This is a genomic window from Marivita geojedonensis (assembly GCF_002115805.1).
Lineage (GTDB): Bacteria > Pseudomonadota > Alphaproteobacteria > Rhodobacterales > Rhodobacteraceae > Marivita > Marivita geojedonensis.
Genome location: NZ_JFKC01000042.1, coordinates 1 through 13774 on the forward strand (window position 1 = coordinate 1; position 13774 = coordinate 13774).

Consider the following 13774-nt stretch of genomic DNA (forward strand, 5'->3'; position numbering starts at 1 on the left):
CCCTAGAACCGAGAGCGCGACCTGGAGAACACCGACAACCATCAAGCCGGTGAACTCCAGAAAGGCTGCGGGACCTCTCAGCGCTTCAGGGTCGTTCGGGCCCTAGCAAATTTTTTTCTTGGTTTTCGTCAGAGAGACTCAAACCCCCGAGAAGAGCCCTTCTTTGGTATTTATCCCGTGCAAGACCGATCTGCTGAAGCTCACCGCTTCTCGAGAATGCTTGGCGTCCGGCGCATCTTGTGAGATCCGTCTGACGCTCATTTCACGGCCCAATCGAAAAAGATTTCTTGAACCTTTGGGAGGTTTTACTGACGGCTTTCCAGCGCAAGGGCACCTTGTTGCGCGTGCGGATTTGTGAAACACAAAAACCTGCAAGCAAACTGTCGGTGCCAGAATTCAGGATGCAAGGTCAGGACCCAACTTCCAACAATCGTCATTTAGCGGCTCGTGACGATGACACGGATGAAATCGACCTGCTGGAACTCGCGGGCACATTGTGGCGTGGAAAGTGGATTATTCTCGCCTGCAGTCTCCTGTCGGCGGCCATGGGGGGTTATTATGCCTACCGGATGGCCATACCGATGTATTCCGCCGGAACGAGTATCGCAATCGATACAAGTGGCCCCCAAATTGTCGATATCGAGAACGTGTTCTCGGGGGTCTCCTCGGATTGGTATTCCCTCAATACGGAGGTGGGGAAAATCTCCTCACGCAGACTGGGAGAGCAGGTTGTCCGCCGCCTGGATCTGACCGAGAATCCTGACTTCAATCCTTACCTTGCGACATCGTCCGACGATGATACGTCCGGCTGGCTGTCCAATTTGTTGCAAACAGATGAAATCGAAGAGGTTCCCCCGACGGAAACCGAGATATTCAACGCAACTGTCGACAGCGCCCTCGGAGCCATCACCGTCAACCGAGACCCTGACTCCTACATTTTCACGATTACGGCCACCACCGGAGACCGGGGAACCTCCGTCCTCTTGGCCAATACACATGCCGATGCCTACATCGCCGATCAGATCGCCATCAAGTTCGAAGCAATCGAGCGTGCGGTGACCTGGCTCACCGAGCGTGTGACGGAACTTGAATCCGAACTGCAAAGGCAGGAGGACGGGATAAAGGATCTTCGGGCGCAGTCCTCGCTTTCGAGCCCGGAGGCGCTGCAAGCGATCAATCAACAGGCGAATGACATGGAAGATCGCCTCAAGGAACTTCGGTCCCTTGCCGATGAAGCCGAGGCGAAGATTGCGAGACTGGAAGCTCTCCGCGACGATGGTGACTTCGAAAGCATGGCGCGCGCATTCTCCGACCCGGTCTTGCAGCAACTCTACCAACGCCTTGAGACCGGCGGAGAGGAGGCCAAAGAGCTTTTTGAGAGCAGGTTTTCCCTACTGCTGGAACGCGAGGCGTCAGACCGGCGGCGCGCGTCGACGCAAGCAGAGGCGCTGGAAGCCTCCTATGCGAATTTGCAGAATGAAATCGCGGCGAAGACCCAGGATCTCATCGAGCTGCAGCAAGCAGAGCGGGAAGTTGAAGCCACTCGGGTGCTTTATGAAACCTTCCTGACTCGACTGAAGGAAACCACCGTACAGCGAGGCTTGCAGGAAGCAGATGCACTGGTTCTTTCCCCGGCAATTGCCGCAAGAAAAGTTGCGCCTCGGGAACGGCGCATACTGGCCCTCTCCATCATACTGGGAATCATGGCCGGTGCGGGGCTCGTCCTGCTCCAAAGCCTTCTGCATCGTGGGTTTCGAACCGCCGAGGATCTGGAAAAATACACAGGACTCACGGTTCTGGGGCAGATCCCGAGAATTCCAATCTCTCGGCGCGCAGAGTTGATCCCGTATCTCAAGGCCAAACCGACCTCGGCAGCCTCCGAAGCCATTCGAAACCTGAGAACCTCCGTTCTGCTGTCAAATATCGACACACCACCCGAGGTGATCATGTGCACCTCGTCGCTCCCGGGGGAAGGCAAGACAACCCAGGCTATTGCCTTGGCGCATAATTTTGCCGGGCTGGGAAAAAAGGTGCTCTTGCTGGAGGGCGATATCCGGCGGCGTACCTTTTCCCAGTACCTCGACAACGCCCCGGAGAAAGGACTGATATCCGCTCTGTCCGGAGAAACGCCTCTGGAGGACGTAACCTTTCATGACGACGCCCTCGGCGCCGATGTTCTTATTGGCGAGAAGTCCAACGTGAACGCTGCCGACATTTTCAGCTCTGACAGGTTCGACCAGTTCCTGACCTATGTTCGCAGCGTTTATGACGTCATCATTATCGACTCGCCGCCAGTCCTGGTCGTTCCGGACGCGCGGGTTGTTGGACAGTCTGTCGATGCGATCCTGTACGTCGTGAAATGGGAAAAAACGACCAAGAGTCAGGTCGAGGCCGGCCTCCGGCAATTGGAAACCGCCAATCTCAGGATCGCCGGATTCTCGCTGTCACAGATCGATACAAAGGCCATGCAAAAATACGGTTACGGCAAGAAATACGGAGCCTACGGCGCCGCCACGGTTGAAGCAGGAAAGTACTACGAAAACTAGCTGGAGCAGCCGTGGCCCACGCCTCCCCTCGACACTCTGCTCATTGCGTCTCCGACACAGAAGTCGGGCACCTATGCAACCGTCCTCTGCCCTCCAAACCAAGCGCCAAACTCACGCGTTTTGGCCCCATTCCGATGCAAATCCCCGATAAAGCCGGAAGGCACAGAGTGGGCAGCCTAGCAAGATTTATTGACTGCTTACGCGATGCTTCCCCGCCAGCCGTTGCCCGCGGGAGCGCTTTTTCCGGTCAAAACCCCGCTCAGACAGACGTGTGACGGAAGTCGTGCCATTTACGACGGAGATACGCTTCCGTCTTGGCCTTACGCCCAGGATTATCCTTGGTGTGAATCTCGGTCAGGATGTTTGTGGAGTATCCCTCGATCTGCTTCACCACCCAACCCAGCCGCTTCTCTTCATCAGCACTGCGGAACTTCAACTGGATGCCGGACGCCCGGATAAAGGCACAGGCGTGGCGTTGGGTTTCGGCGATGCTGGGAAGCGCGCTGTTGAGATAACTTGCATCACAGAATGCCGGTTTGGTCAGAACCCGAGTGAGTTGGAAATGCCCGATATAGCTGGCCCCTCCAAAAAACACGGCGCCAATCAGCGGACAGAATGAAATGATGTTTCTGAACTCATCGGCGTCGGGAATATCTCCGGCTTGTGAATAGACACGCAGTTTCTCGGTGGCTTTGTCGAACAATCTGAATTGCACCAGCGCGGTGACAATGGACGCAACAGCTTCCAGGATGGCTGTTACGAAGGACGCAACCGTCCATGCCCCAAAGGTCAGAACTTCCGCCAGGAAATTGCCAATCGACTTCGTGACAATATAGGCGGACTTCGCCCCCAGGCGCACGTTTTCCAGGATCACGTAATTCCTGAAGGCGTCCATGGCGACCTTGGGAACACCGGAGGCAATCATCACGCTGGTATTGACGAGATCGCTGATCGTGTCCCTGCACTGAACGGCGCTGAACGCGAGAAGCGCCCCATCGATCACCCCACGGATGCTGCCGTAAAATGGCACAAGCTTCGAGATCACTTGCCCGCTGAGCAGCAGGGTCTTGATCCAATCCATCAGGATCGTTGCTGCCAGGCCCAAGCCATCCTGGGCTTTTTTGAACCATTCCGCGTCCCGGATCTTGCGCGTGACCTTTTCCCAGCACTTCTCCAGCACCGCCATGAGCTTATCCCAGGCGCCATCCTCGGATCGGCTGGACAGGGGATCGACGAGACCCATTTCCTTCGCATCCGACAGGTTGGAGGGCATATGGCCTGGCGATATGAAGTTCTGCCCGTAGTGATCCAGGCTGCCCGCCGCCATTGCGCCAGCAGAGGACGCGACATCTTTGATCAGGGCGCTCTTGGCGGGGCGGAACGCTCCAAGGAGCTCGATACTGCGCGCGATGGCATCGACACGCTCCTGCGCGAGCTTCTTTTGCAGATCGGCACTGGGTCGCAGGAACATGTTGTTCGAGGTCTCTTGCACGGAAGGGCCCTAACTGCGCGCCAGTGGGAGAGTTTCACTTCGGGAAACCGTTGAACAAGCATTTGCCGTAATCCTTTGCCGGTCAAGCCAAATCTCGCGCGAGGCCACATGTTCAGACCCCAGGACATGTGATCCGAGGCCGCCGCGCTGAGTGTGAGATGTGGTGTCAGCCCCCTCTGGGGGATTCCGATGCACGGTCTGCAGTTTGGACAGGTCGGTGAAAGGGGCATTGACGCGGGTCGGCGTCATGATCAAGGTGAGCGCATGTCCCACGCACCCAGGCTCATAACCTCAGGAAAAAGCATGAGCTTGGTTCTGGACGGCCATTGGTTCCGAATTCACATTCATCGTATTGAGACGGAACGCCTTTGGACCCTGGAGGTCATCGATGCCTTGGGGCGCAGCACCGCCTGGTTGGACGCCTTTGAGACCGCGCAGGACGCACGGGATGCCGCTCTGAACGCGCTGGAATCCGAGGGGCCCGACGCGTTTATGCGACGCCATATCGTCACAGAGCATGAGAGCGCCTCCCGGTCAGCCAGTTAAGCGACGCGGGGACCCGCAGCTGTGTTGCGCATGGCAGTCTTCTTGGGCCCTCTTCGAGGAGGGCGCTCTGAGACGACGGATCAAAGCGACTTTGTAAAGAGCGTAAGCATTTCAGTGAGATGATGCTTTGGCAAAGGTGTGGGCACGATATCAAATCGCGCCATCCGCCCCTTGATCTCCACCGGTTCGACGAACTTTTCCACACGATGATAAAATGGTCGATCAACGTAATCATCAAACAGCAGAGTGACTGGTTTCTCGGTTCTCAGCAGTGTCGCCAACACACACCCGACTCTGAACCGGCCATCCACCAGGACGATATCCGGCGCGACAAAATCCGCGCGATCCCAGACGGAGTTTGGATAGCGGTGGAAGCGCGCCCAATGCCTGTCGCTGCTGGGTCTGCCCCATTTTCCAACCGGTCCAATATTCGCATAATGCATGGTGACCTTGGACACAGAACCAGACTCTTCGAAATAGGCCTCCATATCTCTGCACCAGGCCGGGTCGGATTCGACGGAGAAAATCGTTTTTCCCCTCATTTCCGACGCCATAACGGTGGACCCACCACTGCCATATTCGAGGATGGTCTCAGCGCGTTCATAGAACGCACGCACCCAATCACTCACCTCTTCTGGAAAGGTCAGGATCGGACGGTCGACAATTGGCTGTGACGCAGTCACGTCGTCTGGACTCCAAGGGACGCTGAGAGAACTATGAAAAACGCGAGACTACACCGCAAGACAAACCGCGGTGGGAGAAACAGCCGTCCGAATCTGCCCCTTTCGCTGTCAGCCGCACGCAACGCCCGACACGCTTGCGGTCCCGCCACCGGCACATCGACGGGACCACCGGGCGCGCATTTGGCCCGCCCAGCGTGCTGTGTGATCAGAATGTCAAAGCAGAGCACATCGTGACGGATGCCACGTCCCGGGATCGAACCTTGGGTGTAGGTGGTTTCTCCTGTACAGTCCTGAGAGCGGCGTTGGCTGCACGACCTTATTACGACCAGCCTCGCGGCTGCCCCTACTTATTTTGCTGACAGGACGTCTCCAATGGGCAAACCTTGTGCCGACATTCTCGACTTTGTTCCGGAAACCGTCGTTCTCGCCTTCGACGTGACCGGCATCACGGATCCCAAGGACGCGACCCGCATCGCAAAGAGCAAAGACGTCCAGAAGGCGATGGAGGCCGCGCTGGCCGAAAAGGGCCGTGCGCTGGTCAAAAAGCATTTCTCAGGCAAAGAGATCACCAGCGAGGATGCCTTGGAGATGCTGAAGGCGCCCGGATCCAAACTGCTCGACAAGCGCAAGAAGGATTTCGAGAAACGCTTGAGCTGCGCCTATGACCAGAGCCCCATCGGAGCCTGGATCGACCGGAACACATGGGTGCTCTATGTCTTTGTGCCGCTCCTGATCGGCGGAGCTGGCACCTACATGTATGTCGCCAAGGCCGGTGACACGCCGGCAAGCTGGGCGGCGTCTTTTGCCAGCAACCAGAGCTTTGAAGTCACAAAGCTCGGCAAGATCGAGATCGGAACGGGGGATATCAAACTCGTTCCGTCCAAAACCGTGATCTCCGGAAAGGTGTTTGGAAAAGCGTCGTTTGAGCACCTGAAGATCAAGCTGGAGGTTGCCGCCGGATCCGCAGAGCACAAACCGACAGAGAGCACCTATTTTGCAGGCGTCAGCCCGGCGCTCAATATGACGCATATTCTCAATCGCGACATGAAGCTGAACTATGGTTTGGGGTTTTCAAATCTGGGAACGCAGATGCCGGACGCGACATGGGTGGGCAAAGGGTCTACCAAATTCTCTTACACCCCGGGAGGCGCGGCCGGTGGCCTGAACATTTCGATCGGTGGGGACCTGGCCTTTGACCGCTATGGACAGCGCAGCATCGGCGCCGATCTGAGCGCGGGTTACAAAGGCAAGCTGGGCGACAGCACACCCTTTTCCGTTGGCGCCACGGCGGGCTACGATCACCTCTTCCGCCAGGATCCGGCGGCCAAAGAGCAAAGCGATCCGGGTCACAGCTTTAATGTCATGCTGAACCTGAAAGTGGGGATCCCCTTCCCGTAATCGGATCGGCTCTCAGAGACTCCGCTGTGCGCGAGGTTCACCACGCTGGCTTCCGATCGAAGATCGGCGGCGGGCAATTTGGATCACTGCCCAGAAGACCACGCCCGTCCCCGGGTGCACCTCAGGACAGGCTTACCGCGTGATCAGTAACACCTGATGACTGCGCCTCCGCGTCAACCTGCTCTGCGCATCATCGAGAGCCTTTTGGGCGAGGCGCAGCCGCGCGATGGCCCGCTCCCTGCGATCATAGAGCTGCCGGATCAGGGATCCCGGATTGCCAATGGGCTCAATGTGCCTTGTGTCCATGCCTGGAAACCACATGAGCGCAGACCGTCGTGCGTCCTCGAAGGCGCGCTCGGACGCCAGATATTTCTGATAAGCTCGAATCAACACACGTCGCTGCACGCGATATCGCCGATCCATAGTTCTGCCCCCCTTGACGACTCAGCAGGATGATCATGTTCGCGCGATCTTCGTACCGAGCTTATCAAAGCCGAAGCTTATATCAAGAAAACAAGATATGTGCGCCGCCGGCCAGCGCCGCAGTTTGTTTGAGTGGCAGAAGCAACGGTAAAGGAGCTGAACGAACCTCAGCGGAAACTCGGGCGCCCAGCGCCGTCAAACCAACACCACATCATCTGCAATCCCAACTGCGCCGACGGTCAGATCATACCCGAGGTCTTGCAGTGACGCGACCGACCAATCCGACAGGTAGTTTGTGTTGTCGAAGGTACCTGTCTCATCCACGTAGCCAATGAACCCCGTCATCAGCTCATCGAAATACGTCTCTTCGTCCCAATGGCCGCCGGCTGTGCCAGCGCCACCATCTGTTTCAACCAGGATCAGGTCGTCGGTGGTGGGCGCGCCGTTAAACGCGGTGTTTGCAGCATCTCCCGTGTATACGCTGGCAATGATGTCATCGTTGGGCCGGCGCGTTCCGTTGTCATCGATGACTTCGGTGGAGACGAGGTTGTTGTAATCCCACAGCGTGCCAAACCCCATCACATGGATCATTTCATGAAGGACAATATCGTCGAAAAGACCGGCCTGGTAATATTGCACCGCGTCCGCCTCATCGAAAGTCATTTCCCCGACAGCAGGCAGACCGGTATCTGACCGCAGACCGGTAGGTCCGGCTTGGCCAAGAACGCCTCCGACCCCGTCAATGGCATCGAGATCGGCGGTGATCACCAGATCGTCGTAGAGGGTTCCGTTTCCATCGATGGCATCCGGAAGATCTGTGGCAATGAGGGAGGCGAGATAATCCGCCGCCGCCACGAAGACGGCTTTCAACTCGAGGCTCCACTCACCAACGAATTGAACTTCAATATTGTATTGCAGGCTGTCATCCACACCGTCACCCTGTCCGGTGATGTACCAATCGGTAACGGGTTCCGGCTCTTCGATCACAGGCCCCGGGCGATTGGGACCTTTCCCACCTTTGGCGGCGGAGGTTTCATCGAAGTAAACCAGATCACCGCTGGTGACTGCGAAACCTGAGAAACCTGACGTGTGTTTTTCAGCGGCGAAGAGTGCTGATGCTCCGCTCCCGGAGGAGTGAACGAAGTCGAGGAAGTTTCCGTCTTGAGTTTTGGCCATGACAATCCTCCCGTGGCGCCCCCACCATGGGCACTCGAAGCCTGCACCTGCCGCGTCCTCGAAGCAAGGAAACAGAGCGTTTACGGGCTGCCTAAGTTTTGGCGCAAGCGCAGATCACGCAGCCTGTCCCGCTGCACGCAAAGAGCGTTTTGGGGCCCGCGATGACAGTGACTTGGCTGAGCGCATCTGTGTCCAAGCGATGCTCTGAGCGGCCGCCCGGGAGCTGTTCCGCGGCGGAAGCCGCTTGACAGAGCGCAGAAAACGAGGTCCCAAAACAACCGAAAGATGCAGAGGACCGATAACGCAAAAACGCACACACCCGATAACGCAGACTATTGCTGCTGGACGCTGCCAATCCACTCCACGCCATCCAAGCGGGCGGCCTTCCTGTCAAAGGTCTTCAAAGTCGCGGCGCCAGATCTCAGGGCGGCCTGGCGGATCATCAGATCGGAAAACCCGAACCCTTTCGTTTCGTAGAGTTGAAGAACTGCGCCAACGCTGTCGCCTTCCTCAATTTCCAGCTCGGAGGCTGACAAGAAGCCCTCTAGAACGCGCGCGATCTCGGAACGCTCATACCTGTAGCTCCGCTCCAACACCCAGACGAGTTCCAAAAGTACTTCTCGCGCAACGAACCCGGGGTTTTGTTCTGTGAGCCCGCCGATAAGATCACTCGCCATGCGTCCCTGATCCGGATCGTCCTGGGTCAGAAAACGCACAAGGACATTTGTGTCGAGGGCGATCATTACGTTTGATCAACCGCACCAGCCGCGATGGCCTCATCCATTTCCTCCAGCGTCACAGGTTTTTGGCCCGAGCGTTTCAGAGCACCCTCAAGGTCCAGGACCGGCCGGGCCCTCAAGATACGGACTTCTCCATCAAGCAGAATGTAGCGCAACTTGTCACCCGGCTGCAGGCCCAGCACCTTGCGGACGTCCTTGGGAAGGGTCGTCTGGCCTTTTGTCGTCACAGTTGATTCCCGCATGGTGATAGCTCACTTTCAGGTCTGACTTGCAATTAAATAAAATAGCGTTCTTATTGAGTAAACGGAAGGAGATTTCCAAAACTCCTTACAAATATCAGTAGCGCAAAGCGGCGTATTCGTTTCTCACAGAATGCAAGCGAAATCTGCCCAAACCCAGCGCCTCACCTGGCACCTTTTGCCCGAGACTGCGCATCTTCACCCGACATCGTCTCTTCAAGCGCCGCGATCTCTGCCTTCAACGCCTCGTATTCCGCGTATTTGCGTTTGAGGAATCCGGCTGTGAGACGCGCCTTTGCATCGATGCCGCTGGGCGTGAGAATATAGGCGTAGCGCAACTTGTTGTCCGAGGCGCGGAAGTTGTTGATCTTGACTTCGCCCTTTTCGACAAGCGCCTTGAGCACATAATTGATCGCACCGAGACTGAGGCCCAACGCGTCGGAAAGCTCTCGCTGAGACTTGTCCGGGTGCTCTTCCAGGAGCCGCAGCAGACGAAACCGGACATCGTCGTCAATGCGTTTGCTCACGTCAACGGACCCACGGCTACCGCACCGGCGCTCGCAAGGATGAGGCCGCCCAACAGGTCGCACAGGAGGGGTGCGTTCATAAATGAACGGTTACCAAGTCAGCCCTTGCGAGAAAACCCGAAATGGCAGGAGTTGCGGAAATTTTTGCCGGGTGCGAGTGGCTCTGCTCAAAGTCCCGGCAGCCAGTCTCAGGACTTCAGGAGGTCCCTGGCCTGCAGGGGCCGCTTGCCGTTTTTCCTCGGAATCCGGCGCAGAACCCGGAACGCAACAGCATAAGAGCCAAAGAACAGGATCAGAAAGGCAATCACAGACCAGAAGGCCAGTGCATTCTGATCCCAGACGAACACAGCCACCATCGGCGGCGCAAGCACGAAAGGCGCGAGAACAACGGTGCTCAGCGGATTTGCCAACCGCCGGTTCCCACGCCCGAGGACATGGATTTCAAGCGTCCGCATGACCAGCTGATGGACATGCAGACGATCCGGAGCCAGGGAGTCTTTTTGCCGTTGCTTCCGGCGCACAATAGCCAGGAGCGTGTCGGCCAGAGGCCAGAACACCGTCAACAAGATCGCCCAGGGCGAGACCTCGGGCGCATTGAGCAGAACAGAAATACCAAACCAGCTCAGCACAAACCCAAGCGTGTAGGCGCCCGCGTCGCCGAGAAAGATCAAGCCAAACGGAAAGTTGAGCAGAAAGAGGCCAAAGATCGCAGCGGCCAACATCAGAGCCAGCGACACCATGATCTCGTATCCGATCCCATGTGAAATGACAGCAAGCGCGACTGCCGCGGCCATGGCTGCAAGGGATGCCAGACCATTCACGCCATCGATCAGGTTAAACCCGTTGGCCACCCCTGTTGTGACCAAAAGCGTCATCGGCACACCGACAAGCCACAGGTCCATATACGTATCGACACCCGGGATGCCGAGGCGTGGCAACCAGACACCCAGAAGCCAAATCGCCGCCAGGCTTGCGGCCGCACAGGCCAGCAGCCGCTTGCGCGGTGAAATCGAAACACCAAGATCTTCAAGCAGGCCAACAAGAAACAGGATCGCCGTCGCCAAAATGAAATCCCGATACGGGTCAGACACGGCCGCCGGCGCCAATGCTCCACTCAGGATCACTGCAGAAAAGATTGCGACGCCACCGAGTCTCGGCGTGGGTGTCTCATGCATCGCCTGGGTGGCAGTCAAATCCTGGCGGCGGTCCATGGGCAATTTTGCATGCTTCGCAAGCACCACCAACAGCGCGCTGAGTGCAAGTGACAAGCAGGTCAGAATCAGGAACTCAGGAGGGAAAAATACAATTTGCTGAAAAGGCACCACTACTCTCGCATATCTTCAAAATAGCCACCTCGCGTGATGAATCGCGCGAGGTGGCCCGGGAGCACAAAGACCGCATCTCACATCACGGTCTTTGCATTCTGCCACGACTTAAAAAGCGGGAACAAACAAGCCGCAACAAAAATTATCACCATGACTATCTTTGGCGTGCACCTACCTGTCAATATGCAACGGAGCTGTGGAGGGTGAGCGGATCACTTGCCTCTTCAGGAGCATTGACCATGGCATGGGTTTGGTGGGTATAAATCTCTTTGAGACAACAATGGGGCGCGCTCAAGAGCGCGCAAGACGATGACGTCGATGACAAAAAAACAAACATCCGTTCTGTCTGCGCTCTATGAGCTGCGCAGCATGCTCCGCACCATGGAACAGGACGTTGGAATAGAGGATTTATCTTGCGCGGAATTGGATGTTCTCCTGGCGGCTTTTGCCGTTACAAAAATGCCGGGAGACGCAGTCACCTCAGACCGCATCCGCCACCACGACCTGGCGGCCGATATCCCGCAAGCCACCTATCATCGCGTGTTGAAATCTCTGCTCAAGCGGGGATTGATCGACAAAGCACCTGGCTACAAAGCCGGACGATACGTGGTACGTGGAGAGTTCCCTGCCCCCAAAACCTACTAAGTGCGCACAGTTCTCGCTTGCATTTTTAAGTTGAATATTTCACGTATCGGGCGAAGTGGACAAGCAGGAAATTGCCACACCGAATGCTCTGACAAGCTCTGGAGGACAGCTTGTTTTTTGTCATTGTCGCTCTCGCATACGTCTTGTGTCACGGCATGACGGATCTGCTCATTGCACCGTTTCAACGTCGATTTCTTCCCGAGACAACAGTCTTTGCTTCCTTGATCTATCTTCCGCACGGTGTGCGGGTCTTGGCAACTTGGGCGTTTGGCTGGAAAGCCGTGCCCGGGCTTCTCGCCGGCACCGTGTGTTCTATCTCGCTTTTCAGCTCAGATCACGAAGTGGCGTATCTGTCACCACAAATCATTGAAGGTGTTGTTTTGGGATCTGTCTCCGCCCTGCTCGCTTTCGAGTTTGCCCGGCTTAGCGGTCATAACCTGTATGCAGGCCAGGAGCGCCGACTGTCATGGCAGGGCATGATCATCATCGGCGCACTCTCGTCTGTCATCAATGCCATTGGACAGACCGTGATTTATTCCGGCCTGATCGGGTTTGAGGACCTGGGCGAAGTCTTGGTCATGTACGCCATTGGGGATCTGGCCGGCGTCGTCCTCTGCATGATCGCTCTGATGTTTGTGTTTCGCTGGCTTCGTTTGCGTTCACTCTCATAACACGGCTCCTGGGTGCCAAACCCCTCATGGCCACCTTTCACGCACAGGCTGCAAGTATTGAGCACTCCGCAAACGGCTTCCGAAAGGCATACGCCAATTAAAAGGTTTGAGCCGAGACCATGATTCTAACTGGCGGCTGTGCGATTTTGGGAGTTTAAGCAAGAAATATTACATCCACAGAATCTGTGGGTAAGTCTGAGGAGAAATCCACCTCAAGCGGATTTTTGCCTTTGTAATGAACAGGTTTCACAAATTGGTTACAATTTAGGCACTGCGCAAGTCACTGAAAAATTTATACAACCCAACGAGTTTCAGATCTCCCTGAGGTGGTGCACCGCCAAAGCAGCTAGCGTTCCAGCGAAACCTGCACAGGTAGATAATTCTCTCCCGCCGACCCCAAAAAGATCCCTACTGAGGCGATGGTCATTCCGCGCCGCTGGGCCAGATGCTGGGGCATATTTCCCAAAAGCATCAAGGTTTCGCCCAGTTCGTGCCCAAAGTGATTGTTAGCGTTCAATGGCACGTTGATGGAGAGTGCGATGAACGGATCTATGCCTGACAACTTGACGAAAGATTACGTCAAAAGGCTGCAGTGTTCGGTTGCGCCGCGCACATCTCTTGTAACTCCAGCACAATTGGCGAAACCTACTCGCAAGAAAGCGTCACTCGGAGCCTTAACGACAAAGGCCCTTCGGCTTCGGATGATTCAGCCCTTTAAGAGCATAACGGTCCTTGTGCTGAGAGGACTGTTTCACACATACTTCTTCCTTGCAGACCTATGGCTGGTGATGAGAACCCGTTGATCATTGACGCGTTTTCGTGAAACGCGTCATCTTCGTCGAACTTTGATCTACTGCTCGTGGGCCTTGGATAGGCGCCCGTCTGTTCTGAACGAGAGAACGCACCCAAAAGCCTCCAAAGCCCGCGAGCTTGAGTCCCGCCACTCCTGGAGCCCTGGATCGCTGACAAGCGCGCCTGCTCACCAAGCTACGAACATTTGCGTCACAGTCAAAGCGTTGATCCAAAGCCAAAACAGGTCGGAACACAGATTACAACTGTAGCAGGATCAGCCTTTTTGGTCAGCGCGGCACAATACGAGTACGGATCCGATCAATTTCGATAAAGAAGGGCAGCGGGATCGGGTCCTTGGGAATCCGCGCAGGTAGCCGTTCAAGACGCGTATGGCTCGAAGACTCCAGATCCAAAATTTTGCGATAAGCGCCGAGGTCGTTGGTTTCCTTTTGAGCAACCGCTTGTAGCCTATCAGAGACGTCGTGTTTACGCTTACGAAACGAAGTATGGAACCACATTACTATGACCTCCAGTAACGCCCCCAGATTTCCAGCGCTGTCTAGGGTCAGGA

General features: G+C 56.2%; 13 protein-coding genes. 5 read left to right on the forward strand and 8 right to left on the reverse strand.

The window, feature by feature from the left end; genetic code table 11:
* Positions 1 to 287 precede the first annotated feature (287 nt).
* On the forward strand, positions 288 to 2546 hold the full coding sequence (locus MGEO_RS20335) for a GumC family protein (RefSeq protein ID WP_085641572.1): 2259 nt from the start codon (positions 288 to 290) through the stop codon (positions 2544 to 2546).
* 259 nt (positions 2547 to 2805) lie between these two features.
* Here the strand turns inward: MGEO_RS20335 and MGEO_RS20340 are convergent, their stop codons facing one another.
* On the reverse strand, positions 2806 to 4017 hold the full coding sequence (locus tag MGEO_RS20340) for a hypothetical protein (RefSeq protein ID WP_085641573.1): 1212 nt from the start codon (positions 4015 to 4017) through the stop codon (positions 2806 to 2808).
* Positions 4018 to 4341: 324 nt separating this feature from the next.
* On the opposite strand from MGEO_RS20340, the gene MGEO_RS20345 reads away from it, so the two are divergent.
* The gene (locus MGEO_RS20345) at positions 4342 to 4584 is read left to right on the forward strand and encodes a hypothetical protein (protein WP_233140046.1); all 243 of its coding nucleotides are present in this window, start codon (positions 4342 to 4344) and stop codon (positions 4582 to 4584) included.
* Positions 4585 to 4664: 80 nt separating this feature from the next.
* On the opposite strand, the gene MGEO_RS20350 is transcribed toward MGEO_RS20345, so the two are convergent.
* On the reverse strand, positions 4665 to 5267 hold the full coding sequence (locus MGEO_RS20350; RefSeq protein WP_085641574.1) for an O-methyltransferase: 603 nt from the start codon (positions 5265 to 5267) through the stop codon (positions 4665 to 4667).
* 372 nt (positions 5268 to 5639) lie between these two features.
* Here MGEO_RS20350 and MGEO_RS20355 point away from each other — a divergent pair, with 372 nt between their 5' ends.
* Positions 5640 to 6665 (forward strand): hypothetical protein, encoded by a 1026-nt coding sequence (locus MGEO_RS20355; protein ID WP_085641575.1) that lies wholly within the window; start codon positions 5640 to 5642, stop codon positions 6663 to 6665.
* A 618-nt stretch (positions 6666 to 7283) separates the two neighbouring features.
* Here the strand turns inward: MGEO_RS20355 and MGEO_RS20365 are convergent.
* The 5 genes from MGEO_RS20365 to MGEO_RS20385 all read right to left on the reverse strand — a co-directional run bounded on the left by MGEO_RS20365 (position 7284) and on the right by MGEO_RS20385 (position 10945).
* On the reverse strand, positions 7284 to 8264 hold the full coding sequence (locus tag MGEO_RS20365) for a leishmanolysin-related zinc metalloendopeptidase (protein WP_085641577.1): 981 nt from the start codon (positions 8262 to 8264) through the stop codon (positions 7284 to 7286).
* Between the two features lie 332 nt (positions 8265 to 8596).
* On the reverse strand, positions 8597 to 9007 hold the full coding sequence (locus tag MGEO_RS20370) for a PIN domain-containing protein (RefSeq protein ID WP_085641578.1): 411 nt from the start codon (positions 9005 to 9007) through the stop codon (positions 8597 to 8599).
* On the reverse strand, positions 9007 to 9246 hold the full coding sequence (locus tag MGEO_RS20375; protein ID WP_085641579.1) for an AbrB/MazE/SpoVT family DNA-binding domain-containing protein: 240 nt from the start codon (positions 9244 to 9246) through the stop codon (positions 9007 to 9009). Before MGEO_RS20375 ends, MGEO_RS20370 begins: the two co-directional genes overlap by 1 nt.
* A 161-nt stretch (positions 9247 to 9407) precedes the next feature.
* A complete protein-coding gene (locus tag MGEO_RS20380) occupies positions 9408 to 9770 on the reverse strand; it encodes a MarR family EPS-associated transcriptional regulator (protein WP_198948134.1) in 363 nt (120 codons plus the stop codon).
* Positions 9771 to 9958: 188 nt separating this feature from the next.
* The gene (locus tag MGEO_RS20385) at positions 9959 to 10945 is read right to left on the reverse strand and encodes an MraY family glycosyltransferase (protein WP_233140047.1); all 987 of its coding nucleotides are present in this window, start codon (positions 10943 to 10945) and stop codon (positions 9959 to 9961) included.
* 459 nt (positions 10946 to 11404) lie between these two features.
* On the opposite strand from MGEO_RS20385, the gene MGEO_RS20390 reads away from it, so the two are divergent.
* Both MGEO_RS20390 and MGEO_RS20395 read left to right on the forward strand, forming a co-directional pair.
* Positions 11405 to 11740, forward strand: coding sequence for a hypothetical protein (locus tag MGEO_RS20390; protein ID WP_233140048.1), 336 nt, complete (start codon positions 11405 to 11407; stop codon positions 11738 to 11740).
* Between the two features lie 155 nt (positions 11741 to 11895).
* On the forward strand, positions 11896 to 12411 hold the full coding sequence (locus MGEO_RS20395; protein WP_085641584.1) for an MASE1 domain-containing protein: 516 nt from the start codon (positions 11896 to 11898) through the stop codon (positions 12409 to 12411).
* A gap of 1079 nt (positions 12412 to 13490) precedes the next feature.
* Here MGEO_RS20395 and MGEO_RS21265 read toward each other — a convergent pair.
* A partial coding sequence (locus MGEO_RS21265; RefSeq protein WP_233140049.1) for a hypothetical protein occupies positions 13491 to 13774 on the reverse strand: 284 nt, incomplete at its 5' end.

Excerpts from the sequence above, each read along its gene's own strand:
- MGEO_RS20390 (WP_233140048.1), top strand. The coding sequence starts at position 11,405 with ATGACGTCGATGACAAAAAAACAAACATCCGTTCTGTCTGCGCTCTAT.
- MGEO_RS20345 (WP_233140046.1), top strand. The coding sequence starts at position 4,342 with ATGAGCTTGGTTCTGGACGGCCATTGGTTCCGAATTCACATTCATCGT.
- MGEO_RS20370 (WP_085641578.1), bottom strand. The coding sequence starts at position 9,007 with ATGATCGCCCTCGACACAAATGTCCTTGTGCGTTTTCTGACCCAGGAC.
- MGEO_RS20385 (WP_233140047.1), bottom strand. The coding sequence starts at position 10,945 with ATGCATGAGACACCCACGCCGAGACTCGGTGGCGTCGCAATCTTTTCT.
- MGEO_RS20340 (WP_085641573.1), bottom strand. The coding sequence starts at position 4,017 with ATGTTCCTGCGACCCAGTGCCGATCTGCAAAAGAAGCTCGCGCAGGAG.
- MGEO_RS20375 (WP_085641579.1), bottom strand. The coding sequence starts at position 9,246 with ATGCGGGAATCAACTGTGACGACAAAAGGCCAGACGACCCTTCCCAAG.
- MGEO_RS20365 (WP_085641577.1), bottom strand. The coding sequence starts at position 8,264 with ATGGCCAAAACTCAAGACGGAAACTTCCTCGACTTCGTTCACTCCTCC.
- MGEO_RS20395 (WP_085641584.1), top strand. The coding sequence starts at position 11,896 with ATGACGGATCTGCTCATTGCACCGTTTCAACGTCGATTTCTTCCCGAG.
- MGEO_RS20355 (WP_085641575.1), top strand. The coding sequence starts at position 5,640 with ATGGGCAAACCTTGTGCCGACATTCTCGACTTTGTTCCGGAAACCGTC.